Annotated in this window: 15 protein-coding genes and 1 pseudogene; 6 read left to right on the plus strand and 10 right to left on the minus strand. The window is 69.8% G+C overall.

The genetic code is table 11. The annotated features are described in order from the left end of the window. Positions 1-6: 6 nt before the first annotated feature. From HUW53_RS11935 to HUW53_RS11980, 10 genes and pseudogenes are all read right to left on the minus strand, one after another. Entirely contained in the window at positions 7-1,026 is a 1,020-nt protein-coding gene (locus tag HUW53_RS11935; protein WP_237345986.1) for a type 2 periplasmic-binding domain-containing protein, read from the minus strand. 24 nt (positions 1,027-1,050) lie between these two features. Then, the gene (locus HUW53_RS11940; protein ID WP_237345987.1) at positions 1,051-2,067 is read right to left on the minus strand and encodes a PhnD/SsuA/transferrin family substrate-binding protein; all 1,017 of its coding nucleotides are present in this window, start codon (positions 2,065-2,067) and stop codon (positions 1,051-1,053) included. 34 nt (positions 2,068-2,101) lie between these two features. Beyond that, the gene (locus tag HUW53_RS11945) at positions 2,102-2,899 is read right to left on the minus strand and encodes an ABC transporter ATP-binding protein (protein ID WP_272904207.1); all 798 of its coding nucleotides are present in this window, start codon (positions 2,897-2,899) and stop codon (positions 2,102-2,104) included. After that, on the minus strand, positions 2,886-3,776 hold the full coding sequence (locus HUW53_RS11950) for an ABC transporter permease (protein WP_237345988.1): 891 nt from the start codon (positions 3,774-3,776) through the stop codon (positions 2,886-2,888). Before HUW53_RS11950 ends, HUW53_RS11945 begins: the two co-directional genes overlap by 14 nt. Before the next feature lie 40 nt (positions 3,777-3,816). Then, positions 3,817-5,274 carry an FAD-dependent oxidoreductase gene (locus tag HUW53_RS11955; protein WP_237345989.1) on the minus strand — a complete coding sequence of 486 codons (1,458 nt, stop codon included), beginning with the start codon at positions 5,272-5,274 and terminating at the stop codon, positions 3,817-3,819. 29 nt (positions 5,275-5,303) lie between these two features. Beyond that, positions 5,304-6,560, minus strand: coding sequence for an acyl-CoA dehydrogenase family protein (locus HUW53_RS11960; protein WP_237345990.1), 1,257 nt, complete (start codon positions 6,558-6,560; stop codon positions 5,304-5,306). Between the two features lie 31 nt (positions 6,561-6,591). Further along, positions 6,592-7,944, minus strand: a complete 1,353-nt coding sequence (locus tag HUW53_RS11965) for an LLM class flavin-dependent oxidoreductase (protein WP_237345991.1) — start codon at positions 7,942-7,944, stop codon at positions 6,592-6,594. 173 nt (positions 7,945-8,117) lie between these two features. Next, positions 8,118-9,173, minus strand: a pseudogene (locus HUW53_RS11970) (aldo/keto reductase). A 60-nt stretch (positions 9,174-9,233) separates the two neighbouring features. Beyond that, positions 9,234-9,578, minus strand: coding sequence for a DUF3088 domain-containing protein (locus HUW53_RS11975; RefSeq protein WP_024279056.1), 345 nt, complete (start codon positions 9,576-9,578; stop codon positions 9,234-9,236). Between the two features lie 89 nt (positions 9,579-9,667). Further along, a complete protein-coding gene (locus tag HUW53_RS11980; protein WP_237345992.1) occupies positions 9,668-10,642 on the minus strand; it encodes a TauD/TfdA dioxygenase family protein in 975 nt (324 codons plus the stop codon). Between the two features lie 191 nt (positions 10,643-10,833). Between HUW53_RS11980 and HUW53_RS11985 the strand changes: the two genes are divergently transcribed. From HUW53_RS11985 to HUW53_RS12010, 6 genes are read left to right on the plus strand one after another with little or no spacing between them, the layout of a single operon-like run. Further along, a complete protein-coding gene (locus HUW53_RS11985) occupies positions 10,834-12,474 on the plus strand; it encodes an ABC transporter substrate-binding protein (protein ID WP_237345993.1) in 1,641 nt (546 codons plus the stop codon). Next, positions 12,471-13,463, plus strand: a complete 993-nt coding sequence (locus HUW53_RS11990; protein ID WP_237345994.1) for an ABC transporter permease — start codon at positions 12,471-12,473, stop codon at positions 13,461-13,463. The genes HUW53_RS11985 and HUW53_RS11990 overlap by 4 nt, the downstream gene beginning before the upstream one ends. After that, entirely contained in the window at positions 13,463-14,503 is a 1,041-nt protein-coding gene (locus HUW53_RS11995) for an ABC transporter permease (RefSeq protein WP_237345995.1), read from the plus strand. Before HUW53_RS11990 ends, HUW53_RS11995 begins: the two co-directional genes overlap by 1 nt. Beyond that, entirely contained in the window at positions 14,504-15,520 is a 1,017-nt protein-coding gene (locus HUW53_RS12000) for an ABC transporter ATP-binding protein (RefSeq protein ID WP_237345996.1), read from the plus strand. It abuts the gene before it with no gap. Further along, positions 15,501-16,451: an ABC transporter ATP-binding protein gene (locus tag HUW53_RS12005; RefSeq protein ID WP_237345997.1), complete on the plus strand. Its 951-nt coding sequence runs from the start codon at positions 15,501-15,503 to the stop codon at positions 16,449-16,451. Before HUW53_RS12000 ends, HUW53_RS12005 begins: the two co-directional genes overlap by 20 nt. Positions 16,452-16,462: 11 nt before the next feature. Beyond that, on the plus strand, positions 16,463-17,584 hold the full coding sequence (locus HUW53_RS12010) for an aldo/keto reductase (protein ID WP_237345998.1): 1,122 nt from the start codon (positions 16,463-16,465) through the stop codon (positions 17,582-17,584). The last annotated feature ends 44 nt before the right edge of the window (positions 17,585-17,628 follow it).

The following is a 17,628-nucleotide window of genomic DNA, read 5'->3' on the forward strand; positions in this document are numbered from 1 at the left end:
CGCCGTTCAGTTCACGGCGGCGTTGAAGGTGGTGTTGAACTCGGACGAGACATCGATGGCGCGTGGAATGGCGCCGGCCTCCAGCAGCGCGTCGGCGATCTTCTGCTCGCGGCGGATCAGCTCGGCATCGATGGGGCGCAGCCGGGCCTTGCCGAATTCCACGTAATAGCGGGCGCGGGCGGGGCTCTGCTTCACCCTGTCGATGTAGATGCGCTCGGCGGCATCCAGATTGTCCGCATACCATGCGAAATAGCGGGCCAGCCGGCCGACGAAATCCTGCAGTACGGCGCGGCGGGCGGGATCGGCGATGGCGTCCGTGCGGGCGGCGAACACGCCGAGCGCGGGAATGTCCAGATCGTCGCTGGTGAGCACGATCCGCGCCTGGCCCTTCTCCACCGCCTCGCCCACCAGCGCGCCGAGGCCGGAATAGACGTCCACATGGTCGGCATTGAAGGCGGTGGCGGCGGCATTGCCATCGCCGAACTGGATGGGGTCGATGTCGGCGGTGGTGAGGCCGCCGGCCCGGCGGGCGAGGAGGTACTGCACATAGTTGAGGCCGCCGAAATTGAAGCCCCATTTGAGGCCCTTCAGCTCGGCCGCCGTCTTCGCGCCGGTGCGGGAGCGCACGGCGGTGACGATGCGCGGATAGCGCGCGTCGAGATTACGCCAGCCGGCGATGATCTGGAGCGGCGGCCCGCCCGCCCAGCCATCGGCGGACCTGCCCTGCTCGATGATGAGCGAGGTGTCGCCGAGATGGGCGAGGTCGATGGCCTTCGAATAGGTGGCGGTGAGTTGCGCGGCGGGGCCGGGCAGCACGACCCATTCCACCTTGTAGGGCGCCCCCTCGAACACGCCAGAGGCGCGGGCGAGCTCGGGCAGGGTCGAGTCCTGATAGCCGACCTTGAGGCTGGCATCCGCCGCGCCCGCCCGACCGGCACCCAGGCCGGGGAGGAGGAGCGCGCCGGTGGCGGCGAGAAGGGTTCGCCGCGAGAGCCGGCCGACGGCGGGCGGAGGAGAGGCTGCCATGTGTCGTCTCCCGTTCCTCGCCACTCAGTTGCCGCCGGCGGTGGAGGAATTGAAGCCGCGGTAGAACTCAACGTTCACGTTGATCTTCTTCGGGATGCCGCCCGCCTCGGTGAGGATGTCGGCGATCTTCTGCTCGCGGGCGACCAGCTTGTCGTCGAGGGGCTGGAAAGTGGCCTTCTGGTAGAGGGTGGTGAGCTTCGCCCGCGCCGGGGTCTGCTTCACCTTCTCCTCATAGAGCTTCTGCACCTCGTCGAGATGGTCCGCATACCAGGTCCAGTGGGTGCGCACGCGGGCAAGGAAATCGGCCAGGGCGGCGCGCTTGGCCGGATCCTTCAGCACGTCGCCGCGGGCGGTGAAGACGTTGAGGGCGGGGATCTCCAGCTCGTCGCTGGTGATGAGGACGCGGGCCGTGCCCTTCTCGATGGATTCACCCACGGGCGCGATGGAGCCGGAAAAGGCGTCCACCCGGCCGGAGTTGAAGGCGGCGGCGGAGGCATTCTGGTCGCCGAGCTGCACTGCCTCGTAATCCTTAGGCGTGAGCCCTGCCTTCAGGCCGGTCAGCACATATTGCAGATAGTTGAAGCCGCCGAAATTGTACGACCACTTCTTGCCGCGCAGGTCGGCCAGCGTGTCGATCTTGGCGTCCGTGCGCACCACGGTGACGATGGGCGGATACTTGCCGTCATTGGCGCGCCAGCCGGCGATGATCTGCAGCGGGGGATTGCCCTCCACCCACTCGTCCTTGGCCTTGCCCTGCTCGATGATGAGCGAGGTGTCGCCCATGTGGCCCACATCGATGTTCTTGGAATAGAGCGCCGAGAGCTGGGCCGCCGGGCCGGGCAGGATCACCCATTCCACGTCATAGGGCGCGCCCTCGAGCACCTTGGAAGCGGTGACGGTGGAGGGCACGGTGAGGTCCTGGTAGCCGATCAGCAGCTTCACGCGTTCCTCAGCGGACGCGGCGGAGGCGGCAAGGAAGGCGACGAAGGCGGCGCCGGCGGCAAGCAGATGGCGACGGGTGGGACGCAGGGAAGAGGTCACGGCAAAAAGCTCCGGATCGGAAATGGGGAAGGGCTCAGGCGTGGCCGCCGGCCTCGGGCGAGGCGACGCCCAGCTCGGCGAGGAGTCGGGCGCGCAGCGCGGCGAAACCCGCGTCGCCGCGCTTGCGCGGCCGCTCCAGCGGCACGCGGGCATCAAAGCGGATGCCGCCGCCCGACAGGACGATCACCCGGTCGGACATGAGGATGGCCTCGTCCACGTCATGGGTGACGAGCACCACCGCCGGCAGGTGCCGCCGCCACAGCTGGGCGACGAGATCATGCATGCGGATGCGGGTGAGCGCATCGAGCGCGGCGAAGGGTTCGTCGAGCAGCAGGAGGTTCGGTTCGCCGGCCAGTGCGCGGGCGAGGGCCACGCGCTGCGCCTCGCCGCCGGAGAGTGTCTTGGGCCACACGTCCACATGGCGGCCGAGGCCGACCTCCTCCAGCGCAGCGGTGGCGAGGCGGCGGGTGACGCGGTTCTGCACATGGCCAAGCACCACGTTCTGCCAGACTCGCTTGGCGGGCACGAGCCGCGGTTCCTGGAACACGACGGAGCGGGCGGAGGCGACTTCCACGCGCCCGCCATCGGCCCGGTCGAGCCCGGCGAGGATGCGCAGGAGCGTGGTCTTGCCGGTGCCGGAGGGACCGAGCAAGGAGACGAACTCGCCGCGCCGGACCTCGAGGTCGATGCCGTCCAGCACCGCGCGGGAGCCGAACACCCGGCGCACGCCTTCGAGGCGCACGGCCACGGGCTGGGCCGGCGTTTTGGGAGCGGCGAGGTCGAGGCCGGCGAGGGCGACGGCCTCGGTGGGAGAGGAGCTATGCAAGGACAAGGCTTGGCCTCCAGGGCAGTGCGAGGCGTTCCACAACACGCATCACGAGGTCGATGGCGATGCCGAGCAGGGCGTAGACGATGATGCCGGCGATGATGATGTCGGTGCGCTGGTTCTGGTTGGCGTTGATGAGGATGAAGCCGATGCCTGAGCGCGCGTTGATCTGCTCCGCCGCCACCAGCGCCAGCAGCGACACGCCGGCGGCGAAGCGCAGCCCGACGAGGATGGACGGCAAAGCGGTTGGGATGATGACGCGGGTGGCGATGCGTCCGTGGGAGAGGCCGAACACCCGCGCCGCCTCGATCAGCTTCTGGTCCACCCCGCGCACGCCGGAATAGGTGTTGAGATAGACCGGGAAGATGGTGGCGCCCAAGATGAGCGCGATCTTCGCCTGCTCGCCGATGCCGAACCAGATGATGAACAGCGGGATCATGGCGATGAACGGGATGGTGCGAAGCATCTGCAAAGGCGCGTCGAAAAGTTCCTCGCCCACCCGCCACAGGCCGGCGAAGAGGCCGAGCACGAGGCCGACGGTCGCGCCCAGCGCCAGCCCGGTCAGCGCGCGGGCCAGCGAGGTGGGAATGGCCGCCTGCAGTTCGCCGGTGCGGATCAGCTCGGCATAGGCGGCGATGATCTCGCCCGGGGAGGACAGCACCTCCGGCGCAACGAAGCCCAGGTTCGAGCTCGCCTGCCAGACGGCGAGCAGCAGCGCCGGGACCAGCGCACGGGAGGCGAAGCGCGCGGTCTTGCCGAAGCGCGAGCGGGCGGGCGTTTGCCCGGCACGCGGGCTTAGGTCCACCAGATCGAGCGTGACGCCCCGAGGCGGCTGGCCGGCGCCGGAGGCGAGGAACGTGGGCGCGGGCTGCTGGACGGTCATCTCGGTTTCCCGGAGCGAATGGGTGAGGCCAGGTGGCGGCTCATTCGGCGGCGGCCAGGGTGTCGCCGGCGGCGATGGCGCCGGCATAGAGGTCGCGCGGCAGGTCATCGGCGCCCACCGGCGCGAGGAAGCGGGCGAGGTGCTTGGCACGGTCGGCGACGAACAGGTCGCGGCCGATGGCGGCCACCGCGCGCGGGATGTTGTGGCGCAGGCTCGCAATGTCGCCCACCGGGCGCCCGGTGCTGGTCATGGCCGAGAAGGCGAGGAAGTGGATGTCGGCGAGGAAGGGCGCGGCATCCGGCTCGCGCTCCACCAGCTCGAAGGCCGGGCCGAGATAGGGCGCGCTGGCGAGCGCGACGTCGGCCGCGTCCACCGCCACCTTGTCCGACCAGCGGGCGATGGCCGGGGCGAAATCGGCGAAGGGCGGATAGAGGCGTGCATCGGCCTGATAGCCGGTGCCGAGCAGGATGAAATCGGCGTCGAGGGTGGCGCCCGAATTCAGCGTGATGCGCACGCCCTCCCCGTGGGGCGTGGCCGCGCGCCAGCCGGCGTCGAGGTGGATGCGGAAGTTGGCATGGGCCACCGCTCGCTTCACCGCCGCCGGTGGCGGGAAGGAGGCGCGGCGGCGGAAATGGGCCATCACCGCCCAGCGGTCGGCATCGGGCAAAGCGTGGAAATGCTCCCACGCGCCGAAGAAGCCGAACGGCTTCATGGCCGAGCCGCGGGCGAGGTCTGCGCCGCGCGAGAACAGGTCCACCGTCCCCGCGCCGGCCTCCAGCAGCGCGCCCGCCGCATCGAAGGCGGAGGCGGCCGAGCCGAGGATGGCCACGCGCCGGCCGGCGAGGGCCTTCGGGTCGAAGGCGTGGGTGTGGGCATAGAGGTGGCCAGGCAGGTTCGCCACCACATCGGGAATGAACGGTCCGCCCGCGCCGGCGATGCCGGTGGCCAGCACCAGCTTGCGGGTGGTCTCGGTGAAGGTCTTCCCCTCCGCCGTGAAGTGGAGCCGCAGGCGCCCCTCCTGCGGCTCCACCCGCGCCAGGGTGACGCCATTGCGCACCTCGACGCCGGACGCCGAGCGGAACCACGCCACATAGTCCGCCCAGATCTCGCGCGGCACGGTCGGCAGCGCCGCATAGGCCTCGGCGCCGTAGGCGGCCTCGTACCAGGCCTGGAATGACAGGCTGGGCAGGCCCAACTCCGGACCCGGCGGCACCTTGGGGGTGCGCAGGATGGTCATGCGCGCGGGGCCGCGCCAGATGCCCTCTTGGCCTGCCGGCGCGGCATCGACGACGTTGACGCGGCCGATACCGGCGCGCCGGAGGCCGAAGGCGGCGGAAAGGCCGCTCTGGCCCGCGCCTACCACCACCACATTGTGGTCGATGCCCTCGGCTGGAGGCACCCAGTCCGTGCCGGTCTCGCCGATGCGGGCGAGATCGGCCTGAGCCTGCGCGGCAAGGCGGGCGAGGGCGTTGATGTCGGGGGTGGCGGGCGCGGTCATGGTCTTGTCCCGTGGCGGAGGAGGAGCGGTCAGCCGGCCTTGGCGGCGTTGCCGTCGCCGACGCGGTAGGGGCCGGGGGGCCAGGTGCCGTTCACCGCGAAGTCACCGACGATGCGCTCGCGGTAGACGCGCGGATTGTGGGAGGAGAGGGTGCGGGCGTTGCGCCAGTGGCGGTCGAGGCCCACTCCGCGCCGCGCCGAGGAGGCGCCCAGCGCGTCGAACAGGTGGGAGGTGGCATCGAGGATGAGGGAGGTCACCACCGTGACGCCCTGGTTCACCTCGAGGTCCGCCACTGCCACCGAAAGGTCCTGCCCCGAGTTGTCTTGTCCCTCGGAGGTCTCCCGCTCGCGGGTGTCATAGGCGCGCTGCAGCGCCTCGGCCGCCTTGAGCACCACCGCGCCGGCCCCGTAGGCGCTGGAGCGCACCTTGCCGACGATCTGGAGGATCTGCGGATCGGCTCCCGCGCGGTCGGCATTGCCGTGGCTGAACACCCGCTTGCGCACCGAGACGAGCCGCGCCACGTCGCCCGCCGCCGCCCGGCCGATGCCGGCGAGGGTGGCGAGGTGGACGAGCTGGTAGAAGGCGACCGAATAGCGGAAGCGCTTGCGCTGCGGATTGATGAGGTCGTCGGAGAGGGTCACGTTGTCGAACTTCGCCGTGCCCGAGGCGGTGAGCTGCTGGCCGAAGCCGTCCCAGTCGTCCACGATGCTCACGCCGGGCGCGCCGGTGGGCACCTGGGCGAGGATGAAATTGCCCTCCTCGTCCTCGGCGCCGAGATTGATCCAGTCGGCGAAGAGGGAGCCGGTGGTGTAGAATTTCTGGCCGTCGAGGCGCAGCCGATCGCCGTCGCGCACGATGCGGGTGTTGAAGTGGCCGACCGCATTGTCCGCCCCCTCGGTGAAGCCGCTGCCCGAGGTCTCCTTGGCCGCGATGCGCTTCACCCAGCGGTCGCGATAGTCCTTGAAGGGCGAGTTCAGCACCTCCTCAGTGAAGCCGAAATGGGCGCGGAGCGCATTGGTGACGTTGCTGTCGGCCTCGGACAACTCGATCAGCAGGTTGAACAGCTCGGGCAAGGTGGCGCCGAAGCCGCCTTCGTCCTTGGGCAGGCGCAGGGTGGTGAAGCCAGCCTCCTTCAGGGCGGCGATCTCTGCGCGGGGCAGGCGGTGGGTCTGCTCGCGCTCCACCGCGCTGTCGCGGATGTCGCGGAAGATGGGGCGGAACCGGCTGGCGAGTTCCTCGTAGCGGTCGGTGGGGCCGGCGCCCCAGGCGTCTTCGATCTGGCTCATGGACGGATGGATCCTCGGGATGAAGGGCAGCTCAGCGGCCGGCGGCGACGCGCGGTGCTGAGACCGCCGTGCCGGGGGCGAAGCGGCTGGCGGGGCGGGGCAGGCCGAAATGCTCCCGCAGCGTCCGGCCGGAATAATGGGTGCGGAACAGCCCGCGCTTGCGCAGCAGGGGCACCACGTGATCGACAAAGACTTCGAGGCCCTCGGGCAGCACGTCCGGCATCAAATTGAAGCCGTCTACCGCCCCGGCGGTGAACCAGGCCGCGATGTTGTCGGCGATGGCCTCCGGCGTGCCGACGATGACCCGGTGGCCGGTGGAGCCACCGAAGCGGCGGATGAGTTGGCGGACGGTGAGCTTCTCGCGGTCCGCCGCGCCCACCAGCGCGTCGAAGAAGGTCTGCATCCCGTCCACCGGGCGCGCCACCTCAGGCAGCGGGCCGTCGAGGTCGAGGGATGAGGGGTCCACCTTGAGGATGCCAGCGACGCGGCGCAGCCCGTAATCGCCGGGGGTGAGCGCCCACAATTCCTCCTCGCGGCGGCGCGCCTCGGCCTCGGTGGAGCCGATGATGGTGGCGAGACCGGGCAGGATCACGATGTCGTCGCCGCTGCGGCCGAAGGTGCGGGCTTGGGTACGCACGGTGCCGGCGAAGGCCAGCGCCCCCTCCAGTGTGTGGGCGACGGAGAAGATGGCTTCCGCATGCCGTGCGGCGAGGCGGATGCCGTCTGCCGATCCGCCCGCCTGCACCAGCACCGGCCGGCCCTGCACCGAGCGCGGCACGTTGAGCGGCCCGCGCACCGAGAAGTGCCGGCCGCGATGGTCGATAGGGTGGACCTTGGCGGTGTCGATGAAGCGGCCGGTGGCCTTGTCGCCGACGAAGGCGTCGTCCTCCCAGCTGTCCCACAGGGCCGTCACCACGTCGGCGAATTCGTCGGCCCGCTCGTAGCGATTGGCATGGGCCTCCAGCTCGTCGGTGCCGAAATTGCGCGCGGCTGATGCATCTGCGGTGGTGACGATGTTCCAGCCCACCCGGCCGTTGCTGGCGATGTCGAGGGAGGCGAAGCGGCGGGCGAGATTGTAGGGGTCGTTGAAGCTGGTGGAGGCGGTGCCGATCAGCCCCAGATGCTCGGTGGCGGCGGCGACGTGCGCCAGCACGATGGTGGGCTCCAGCGCCTGGAAGGGGCGCAGGTCCGGCCGGTCGGAAAAGGCCGGCACGTCGGCCAGGAAGATGGCGTCTAAGGTGCCGCGCTCGGCGATCTGGGCGACCTTCACATAATGGGCGATGTCGGCATAGGCGCGGGGATCGGACGAGGGCGCACGCCAGGCCGAGCTGTAGAAGCCGGCATTGAGGGTGTTGACGTTCAGGTGCAGCTGGCGCGGGGCCATGGCGTCTCTCCCGAAGGGCGGAGGCCGGTGACTCGCGTTGGAAACGGGGGCCGGCCAATCGGTGCCGGCTACTCTACGATCACAAATAAGTTTGTCTATCAATTTAATAGAAAATATCGTGCCGCCGGGCTGAATGCACCGTCGGCCGTTGCCGGGCCGGCGGTGCGGGCCGTTCAGGGCGCAGGGTTTCCGTGCAACTGGTGCAGGGGGCCGATGCGGTCCTCGATCTCCGGCGTCAGGGTCACGTCGAGCGAGCCGAGATCCTCCTCGAGCTGCGCGAGGGTGGTGGCGCCGATGATGTTGGAGGTCACGAACGGCCGGCTGGTGACGAAGGCGAGGGCGAGCTGCGCCGGGCTCAGGCCCACATCCCGCGCAAGCGCCACATACGCGCGCACCGCCTCTTCCGTGCCCGGCTTTTCGTAGCGCGGGGTGCGGTTGAACAGCGTCTTGCGGGCGCCGGCGGGCAGGGCGCCGTCGAGATACTTGCCGGTGAGAAAGCCCTGCGCCAGCGGCGATTAGGCGAGCAGGCCCACATCCTCGCGCTGGTGGAATTCGGCGAGGCCGGTCTCGTAGGTGCGGTTCACGAGGTTGTAGGCGTTCTGCACCGAGGCGACGCGCGGGCCGATGCCCTGTTCCGCCCCGGCGAGGAAGGCGGACAGGCCCCAGGCGGTCTCGTTGGAGAGGCCGATGTGGCGCACCTTCCCGGCCTTCACCAACGCATCGAGGGCCGCCAGCGTCTCCTCGATCGCCACCTCCGGGTCGTCGCCGCCGCCCCGGGCGCGGGTGGTGGCGTGCTGGCCGAACAGGGGCACGGCGCGATCGGGCCAGTGGAGCTGGTAGAGGTCGATATAATCGGTGCCGAGGCGCTTCAGCGAGCCCTCGACGGCCTCGTTGATGTTCTTCGCATCGAGCCGCGTGGTGCTGCCGTCGGCGCGGAAATAGGTAGCGTCCGAGCGGCCCACCACCTTGGTGGCGATCACCACCTTGTCGCGGCCGCCCCGCGCCTTCAGCCAGGAGCCGATGATGCGCTCGGTGGCGCCCTGCGTCTCGGCCCTGGGCGGGATGGGATAAAGCTCGGCGGCGTCGATGAGATTGATGCCGCGGTCGCGGGCGACGTCGAGCTGGGCGTGGCCCTCGGCCTCGGTGTTCTGCTGGCCGAAGGTCATGGTGCCGAGCGCGATGGACGACACCGAGATGCCGGTGCGCCCGAGGGGGCGATAATCAAGCATGGGGAAATGGAAATCCGGAGGAGGGAACGGCGCGGAGGGTGACCGCGCCGGATGGGCGCGTCAATGCGGGAAGGGGACGCCGTGGCGCTCGGCGATCAGCTCCAGGATGCGGCGGGTGTCGGTGACGAAACGGTAGGTGCCATAGGCCTGCGCATCCGCCGGGAGGGGCGCCGCGTCGCCGAGGATGAGGACGGGCAGGCCCTGATTGTCCGGCCCGAGCAGCGCCACCACCTCGGCCCGCGGCCGCAGGAAGGACACGCGCTTCACGGTGATGCGGCTGGCGAGGCCCGGATTGCTCGCGAGCACTCCCTCGATCTGGTTGCAGTCGGGGCAGAAATAGCGCCGGCCGGGCTTCTGTGGATCGGTGAAACCGGGGGCGAGGAGGATGAGGAAGTCGCGGCTCATGGGTTTGGGCGTCCGGGCTGATGAAAAAGGCGGGCCCGCGCGGGTGTCGCGCAGGCCCGGAAGGCGGGAAGGAAAAGAAAGACGGGCGGTCAGGCGGTGCCGGCGGTGAAGGCCTCCAGCGGCTCGCCCTCGATGATGGCGGAGGGGCGCCCGTCCACCCCCACTGGCACGTCGCCCTTGAGCGTGATGCGGTAGAGCTGGCGGTCGAAGTCGAGCGCATAGATGTCGCGCGGGGCGAGGTGGGCGGTGGCGCGGTTGTCCCAGAAGGCGATGGAGCCGGGCCGCCAACGGAAGCGCACGGTGAATTCCGGCCGGGTGATGTGCTCGAACAGCAATTCCAGCAGCTGCTGGCTCTCGCGCGGGGTGAGGCCGGTGATGCTCTTCAGAAAGGAGGGGCTGACGAACAGCACCCGCTCCCCCGTCTCCGGGATGACGCGCACGAGGGGATGCTCGCTCACCAGCGGCCGGCGCTTGTTTTTCTCCCTGAATTCGTCGGTGCCGGCCTGCCCCTCGGGCGGGGCGAAGGCGTGGATGCCGCGCAGCGTATCGACGAAGCCGCGCAAGGTCGGCGAAAGCGCCTCATAGGCCACAGCGAGGTTGGTCCAGAAGGTATCTCCGCCATAGGGCGGGATGGTGACGCCGCGCAGGATGGAGGCGGCGGGCGGGTTCACCGCGGCGGTCACGTCCGTGTGCCAGCCGGTCCAGGGGCGGATCAGCGGCTCGCCGGTGTGGCGGGTGGCGAAGCGGTCGCGGCCGATGGAATAGACCTGCGGGTAGCCCTCGACGAATCCGAACACGGGATGGCCGATGGTGGGCGCGCCGAAGGCCGAGGCCAGCGCCACGTGCTCGGCATGGCTCAGCGGCTGGTCGCGGAAGAACACCACCTTCCATTTGAGAAGCGCGGCGCGGATCTCGTCCACCACCTCCGGCGCCAGCGGGCGGGACAGGTCCGGCGCCTCGATCTCCGCGCCAATATGGCCGGTGAGCGGATGCACGGCGATATGGCGCGGCGACAGGTCGGCGAATCCGGTTTCGCTGGAGGAGACGGGCGCGGCGCTCGGCATCTGTTTTCCTTTCGTGGCAGGCGGTTGTGGCGCCCGATTGTGGCGCGGGCGGGTGCTCTGGAAGATCCTCCGGCGCACCCGTTCCGACATTATTCTAGTTTTTTTATAGATTTTATCAAAAGATAATTGACGCTCCGGAGCCGGGCCATATCTTTGGGCCTAGCGATCCCCCGCATCGAAGGAGACCTGGCATGGCCCTGCCGACCACTGACACATTCCCTTCCCTCGCATCGCGCCGGGCGGCGCTGAAGGGGCTTCTGGCGGTGGCATGCGTGCTGGGAGCGGCGGGCGGAGCACCGGCATGGGCGGCGGATCCTCAGCCCGCGCCCCAGCCGGTGCGAGGCGGCGTGCTGCGCTTCCTGGTGGAGCACGAGCCCTCGACTCTGGTGACCATCGCTCACACCGCCGGCCCGACCCAGCGTGTCTCGCCCAAGGTGACGGAGGGCCTCCTCACCTACGACCTCGACTTCAATCCGAAGCCCGCGCTGGCGACGGAATGGAGCGTAAGCCCGGACGGGCTGACCTACACCTTCAAGCTGCGCGAGGGCGTGAAGTGGCACGACGGGCGGGATTTCACCGCCGATGACGTGGCCTATTCCATCCAGCTCCTGAAGGAAGGCCACCCGCGCGGCCGCGGCACCTTCGCCTCGGTGACGGCGGTGGAGACGCCCGATCCGCACACGGCCATCATCCGCCTGTCGAAGCCGGCGCCCTATCTCCTCACCGCCCTCGACGCCAACGAATCCCCCATCGTGGCGAAGCACATCTACGAGGGCACCGATCCGCTCACCAACAAGAACGGCGCGGCGCCCATCGGCACCGGCCCGTTCATCTTCAAGGAATGGGTGCGGGGCAGCCACATCATCCTGGAGCGCAATCCCGATTACTGGGACAACGGCAAGCCCTATCTCGACCGGATCGTGGTGCGCTTCATCGCTGACCAGAGCGCGCGCTCGGCGGCGTTCGAGGCGGGCGAGCTCGATCTCGCCGGCGGCCCGCCCGTGCCCTATGCGGACCTTGCCCGCGTCTCGGCCCTGCCGGGGATCGGCGCCGAGACGCGCGGCTATGAATATGCCGGGCGGATGACCCAGCTCTATTTCAACTTCGAGCGGCCCATCTTGCAGGACAAGCGTGTGCGGCTCGCCATCGCCCACGCCATCGACCAGCAGAAGCTGCTGGACGTGGTCTATTACGGCTACGGCAAGGTCGCGCCCTCGGTCATCAGCCCGAAGCTGAAGGCCTTCTTCGATCCGTCCCTCGAGCCCTACGGCTTCGACCTGAAGGCGGCCAACCGCCTGTTGGACGAGGCCGGCTATCCGCGCAAGGCGGACGGCACGCGCTTCGCGCTGAAGCTTTATGCCAACCCGTTCAACACCCAGGCGTCGGGCGATTTCGTGAAGCAGGCGCTGGCCAAGGTCGGCATCGCGGTGGACTTCCAGTTCTTCGATTTCTCCACCTATATCCAGAAGGCCTATACCGGCCGTGACTTCGATCTCACGCTCGAATCCTTGCAGAATCTGTTCGATCCCACCCTCGGCGTGCAGCGCACCCTGTGGTCGAAGAACTTCCGCGTGGGCCTGCCCTTCTCCAATGCCTCCCACTACGCCAATCCGGAAGTGGACCGGCTGCTGGAGGCGGCGGCCATCGAGCCGGACCCGGCCAAGCGCCGCCAGCTGTGGCTTGATTTCCAGAAGGTGGTCTATGCGGACGTCGCCGCCCTCGGCCTGATTGCCACCGATGGCGTCACCATCTTCAACAGGAAGGTGAAGAACCACACCATCGGCGTCACCGGCGTCGATGCCTCCTTCGCCGACGTGTGGATCGAGAAATGACCACGCGCCGTCTGCCCCGCATCCTGAAAGCCGTACGGCGCACCGCGCTGCAGGCGGTGCCGACCGTCATCGGCATCCTCATCCTCAACTTCTTCCTGCTGCGCCTGACCCCGGGCGATGCCGCCGACGCTCTGGCGGGCGAGGCGGGGGCGGCGACGGTGGAGACGCTCGCCGCGCTGAAATCCAAGTTCGGGCTGGACCTGCCGGTGCTGGAACAGCTCGGCGGCTATCTCTCCAACCTCGCCCATTTCAGCCTCGGCGTCTCGCCGCGCTACAACCAGCCGGTGGCGGAGCTGATCGCCGCGCGGCTGCCCAACACGCTGAGCCTGATGGGCCTCGCCCTCGTCTTCGCGCTCGTCATCGGCATCACGCTGGGCGCGCTGATGGCCAGCTTCGCCGGGCGGCCCACGGACCGGGTGCTGAGCGTCGTCGCGCTGCTGTTCTATTCCATCCCGAGCTTCTGGATCGGGCTGATGCTCATCGTCCTGTTCTCGGTGAAGCTCGGCTGGCTGCCCACCGGCGGGGCCGAGACCATCGGCGCGAACCTCACCGGATGGGAGGCGGTGCTGGACCGAGCCCGCTACCAGATCCTGCCTGCGCTCTCCCTCGCCCTCTTCTACGTGGCCATCTACGCCCGCCTCACCCGCGACGACATGATCGAGGTGCGCACGCAGGACCACGTGCGCACCGCCCGCGCCAAGGGCCTCTCGCCCTTCGCCGTCACCCGCGACCATGTGCTGCGCAACGCGCTCATCCCCGTCACCACCATGGCCGGCATCCACCTCGCCGGGCTGATGGGCGGGGCGGTGGTGGTGGAGACGGTGTTCAGCTGGCCCGGCCTCGGCCGGCTCGCCTACGAGGCGGTGATGGGGCGGGACTTCCATGTCCTGCTCGGCATCCTGCTCCTGTCGTCGCTGCTGGTGGTGGCGGTGAACGCGGCCATCGACATCCTTCAGGCGTGGCTCGACCCGCGCATCGAGGTGCGCTGATGCACGGCACCGACACCTTCCCCACCGGCGCCCGCGCGACAAAATCCCTGGCAACCGAGGCCGAGGACCGCGCGGCGGCCGCGGCGCTGGGCGCCGAGCGTTCGCCCGCTACGCCGACCGAGCCGGAGTTCTGGCCCAACGTGCATGCGCCGGATGCCGCGCGCACCGTGACGGCGGACGTGGCGCGGCTGGCGCCCGTGGGCCGGCGCCATGCGCTCCTCGTCTTCCTGTCCAATCCCACGGCGGTGGCGGGCCTCCTCATCCTCGCCGTCGTGGTGGGGGCGGCGCTGGCCGCCCCCATGCTCTTCCCCGACGATCCGCTGGAGATGGCGGGGCGGCCGCTCCAGTGGCCGGGCCAGAACCCGCGCTTTCCGCTGGGCACAGACGCACTGGGACGCGACGTGCTGGCCGGCCTTGTCCACGGTGCGCGGGTGAGCCTGCTGGTGGGGGCCTCCGCGACATTGGCGGGGCTCCTCGCCGGCATCCTGGTGGGCGCCACCGCGGGCTATTTCGGCGGCGTGGTGGACGATGTGCTCACCAAGCTCATCGAGATCTTCCAGACGGTGCCGGGCTTCATCCTGCTCATCGTGCTGGTGGCCATCACCCAGCCCTCGGTGCCGGCCATCGCGCTCGCCATCGCGGCGGTGTCGTGGCCGCAGGTGGCGCGCCTCGTGCGGGCGCAGTTCCGCGCCATCAAGGAGAAGGATTTCGTCGCCGCCGCGCGGGCGCTGGGCTTCGGGCATGGGCGCATCATCTTCCGCGAGATCCTGCCCAATGCCCTGCCACCGGTGATCGTGCTGGCCTCGGTCACGGTGGCCACGGCCATCCTCATGGAAAGCGCGCTCTCCTTCATGGGGCTGGGCGATCCCAACGTGGTGAGCTGGGGCTCCATGATCGGCACCGGCCGCGATCTGCTGCGCACGGCTTGGTATCTCAGCGCCGTGCCGGGCGTCGCCATCGTGCTCACCGTGCTGTCGCTGAACCTCATCGGCGACGGGCTCAACGAGGCGCTCAATCCGCGCCTCGGCGGGGAGGGGTGAATGGCGCCGCTCATCGACGTGCGCGACCTCTCCATCGCCTTCCCGCGCGCCACCCCGGTGCGCGGCCTCTCCCTCACGGTGGAGGCGGGGGAGACGGTGGCGCTGGTGGGGGAGAGCGGGTCCGGCAAGTCGCTCACCGCCCTCGCCTTGATGCGCCTGCTGCCCGACGCGGCGCGCATCGCCTCCGGAGAGATCCTGTTCCGGGGCCGCGATGGCGGCGTCACCGACCTCGCCCGGCTGGAGGATCGCACCCTGCGCCGGGTGCGCGGGCGGGACATCGCCATGGTGTTCCAGGAGCCCATGACCTCGCTGAACCCGGTGCTCTCCGTGGGCCAGCAGGTGGCCGAGGTGGTGCGCCTGCACGAGGGCCTGTCCCGCCGCGCTGCCTTTGCCCGCGCGGTGGAATTGCTCGATCTCGTCCGTATCCCCGAGCCTCGGCGGCGGGTGGGGGACTATCCGCACGAACTCTCCGGCGGCATGCGCCAGCGGGTGATGATCGCCATCGCGGTCGCCTGCGCGCCGCGCCTGCTCATCGCCGACGAGCCCACCACGGCGCTGGATGTGACCATCCAGGCGCAGGTGCTGGACCTGCTCGACGCCCTGCGGCGCGACCTCTCCATGGGCCTCCTGCTCATCACCCACGATCTCGGCGTGGTGGCCGAATGGGCCGACCGGGTGGCGGTGATGTATGCCGGCCGCAAGGTGGAGGACGCGCCGTTCGAAACCTTGTTCGGCGCGCCGCTCCATCCCTACACGCGCGGCCTGCTCGCCGCCTCGCCCCGGCTCGACGCCAGCCAGCATTATTCGGCCGGCGCGCTGGCGGAGATCCAGGGCTCCATCGCCTCGGCGGCGGGGGAGGAGGGCTGCGCCTTCGCCCCGCGCTGCCCGAACGCGCGGGCGCTGTGCCGCGCCGCCGTGCCGGCGGTGGAGGTCGTAGCGCCCGGCCATCTCGTCGCCTGCCCCGTCACCACGGCGACAGCGCAAAGGGAGGCGCGTCATGCCCTTGCTTTCGGTTGAGAACCTGCATGCCGGCTATGAATCGGGCGGGCGCCTGCTGCGCGCGGTGGATGGCGTGTCCTTCGCCGTGGAGCCGGGGGAGACGGTGGGCCTCGTGGGGGAGAGCGGCTGCGGCAAGTCCTCCCTCGCCAAGGTCATCATGCGCCTCGTCTCCCCCGCCTCGGGCCGGGTGGTGTTCGACGGGGTGGACGTGGGCGGCCTTCAAGGCGCGCCGCTGAAGGCCTATCGCCGGCAGGCGCAGATCGTGTTTCAGGACCCGTTCGCCTCGCTCAACCCGCGCCAGTCCATCGCCGAAATCCTCACCGCGCCTCTGGCGGTGCACGGCCTCGTGCCGCGTGGCGAGCGGCTCACGGCGGCGGGGGATGCGCTGGAGCGGGTGGGCCTGCCGCGCGAGGCGCTGACGCGCTATCCGCACGAATTCTCCGGCGGCCAGCGCCAGCGCCTGGGCATCGCCCGCGCGCTCATCCTTTCCCCGCGCCTCGTCATCTGCGACGAGCCGGTGTCGGCCCTCGACCTCTCAATCCAGGCGCAGATCCTGAACCTGCTGGCGCGGCTGAAGGCGGAGCTGGGGCTCTCCTATCTCTTCATCTCCCACGACCTTTCGGTGGTGCGCTATTTCGCCGACCGGGTGCTGGTGATGTATCTCGGCCGCATCGTGGAGACGGGCTCCTGGCAGTCCATCTTCGCCCGCCCGCTCCACCCCTACACCCGTGCGCTGATCGAGGCCGTGCCGACCCCCGGCCGGCGGCGCCATGCCGCCCCGCTCTCCGGCGACCTGCCGAGCGCGCGCAACGTGCCGCCAGGCTGCCGCTTCCATCCGCGCTGCCTGCTAGCGACGCCCCTCTGCACCCAATCCGACCCCGCGCTGCGCCCCCTCGGGGCCGGCCGCGCCGTCGCCTGCCATCACGCGCCCGAAGAGGCGCTTCACTGAGGACTTCGCCCATGACCGTGCATGCCCACCCCAAGGCCCAGGTGAACCCGCTGACGCCGCCGGACTATCGCTATCTCGGCAAGAGCGGCCTGAAGGTGCCGAAGCTGGCTCTGGGCACCATGATGTTCGGCGGGCCGACCGACGAGGCCACGTCCCACCGCATCATCCACAAGGCGAGGGAGCAGGGCTTCTTCTTCCTCGATACGGCGGACGCCTACCAGAACGGGCGCACCGAGGAGATCGTCGGGCGCGCGGTGAAGGGCGACCGCGTCGCCTATGTGCTGGCCACCAAGTTCGCCAATCCCGGCGGCAGGGGGCCGAACCGGCAGGGCATCTCCCGCAAGTGGATCATCGAGGCGGCGGAGGCGAGCCTGAGGCGGCTCGGCACCGATTATATCGACATTCTCTATTTCCACCGCGCCATCTTTGACGCGCCTCTGGGCGAGGCGGTGCGGGCGGTGGCGGACCTCGTGAAGGCGGGGAAGGTGCGCTATTTCGGCGTCTCCAACTTCCGCGGCTGGCGCATCGCCGAGGTGGCGCATCTCGCCGATGAGTTCGGCATCGACCGGCCCGTCGCCAGCCAGCCTCTCTACAATATCGTGGACCGCACGGCGGAGGTGGAGCAACTGCCCGCCGCCCACCATTACGGCCTCGGCGTGGTCACCTATTCGCCGCTGGCGCGCGGCGTGCTCACCGGCAAATACGCGCCCGGCGCGGCCCCTGCGGCCGACAGCCGGGCAGGGCGCGGCGACCGGCGCATTCTGGAGACTGAGTGGCGGGCGGAATCCATCGACATTGCCGAGGCCATCGCCCGCCATGCGGCCGAGGCCGGCATTCCGGCGGCGACCTTCGCGCTGTCCTGGGTGCTGAACAACAGCCTCGTCACCTCGGCCATCGCCGGGCCACGCACGGAAGCCCAGTGGGACGACTACGTCGCCGCCCTCGATTACGGCTTCACCGCCGCCGACGAGGCGCTGGTGGCCTCCCTCGTGCCGGACGGGCACGTCTCCACGAAATTCTACACCGACCCCAGCCACCCGGTGGAAGGCCGCGTGCCCCACACAGGCGGGGCCGATGCGGCCGCCCGCGTTCAGGAGCGCGCGGAAGCGCGTGTGGTCGCCCGCGTCGGCTGAGCCAACCGAATGTTCTGCCCCTTCACGCCTTGAGCGATCAAAGG

The organism is Xanthobacter agilis, from assembly GCF_021730435.1.
Taxonomy (GTDB): Bacteria; Pseudomonadota; Alphaproteobacteria; order Rhizobiales; family Xanthobacteraceae; genus Xanthobacter; species Xanthobacter agilis.

Coding starts and splice junctions, on each gene's coding strand:
- HUW53_RS11935 (WP_237345986.1), bottom strand. CDS start 1,026: ATGGCAGCCTCTCCTCCGCCCGCCGTCGGCCGGCTCTCGCGGCGAACC.
- HUW53_RS11950 (WP_237345988.1), bottom strand. CDS start 3,776: ATGACCGTCCAGCAGCCCGCGCCCACGTTCCTCGCCTCCGGCGCCGGC.
- HUW53_RS11955 (WP_237345989.1), bottom strand. CDS start 5,274: ATGACCGCGCCCGCCACCCCCGACATCAACGCCCTCGCCCGCCTTGCC.
- HUW53_RS11960 (WP_237345990.1), bottom strand. CDS start 6,560: ATGAGCCAGATCGAAGACGCCTGGGGCGCCGGCCCCACCGACCGCTAC.
- HUW53_RS11965 (WP_237345991.1), bottom strand. CDS start 7,944: ATGGCCCCGCGCCAGCTGCACCTGAACGTCAACACCCTCAATGCCGGC.
- HUW53_RS11975 (WP_024279056.1), bottom strand. CDS start 9,578: ATGAGCCGCGACTTCCTCATCCTCCTCGCCCCCGGTTTCACCGATCCA.
- HUW53_RS11980 (WP_237345992.1), bottom strand. CDS start 10,642: ATGCCGAGCGCCGCGCCCGTCTCCTCCAGCGAAACCGGATTCGCCGAC.
- HUW53_RS11985 (WP_237345993.1), top strand. CDS start 10,834: ATGGCCCTGCCGACCACTGACACATTCCCTTCCCTCGCATCGCGCCGG.
- HUW53_RS11990 (WP_237345994.1), top strand. CDS start 12,471: ATGACCACGCGCCGTCTGCCCCGCATCCTGAAAGCCGTACGGCGCACC.
- HUW53_RS11995 (WP_237345995.1), top strand. CDS start 13,463: ATGCACGGCACCGACACCTTCCCCACCGGCGCCCGCGCGACAAAATCC.
- HUW53_RS12000 (WP_237345996.1), top strand. CDS start 14,504: ATGGCGCCGCTCATCGACGTGCGCGACCTCTCCATCGCCTTCCCGCGC.
- HUW53_RS12005 (WP_237345997.1), top strand. CDS start 15,501: ATGCCCTTGCTTTCGGTTGAGAACCTGCATGCCGGCTATGAATCGGGC.
- HUW53_RS12010 (WP_237345998.1), top strand. CDS start 16,463: ATGACCGTGCATGCCCACCCCAAGGCCCAGGTGAACCCGCTGACGCCG.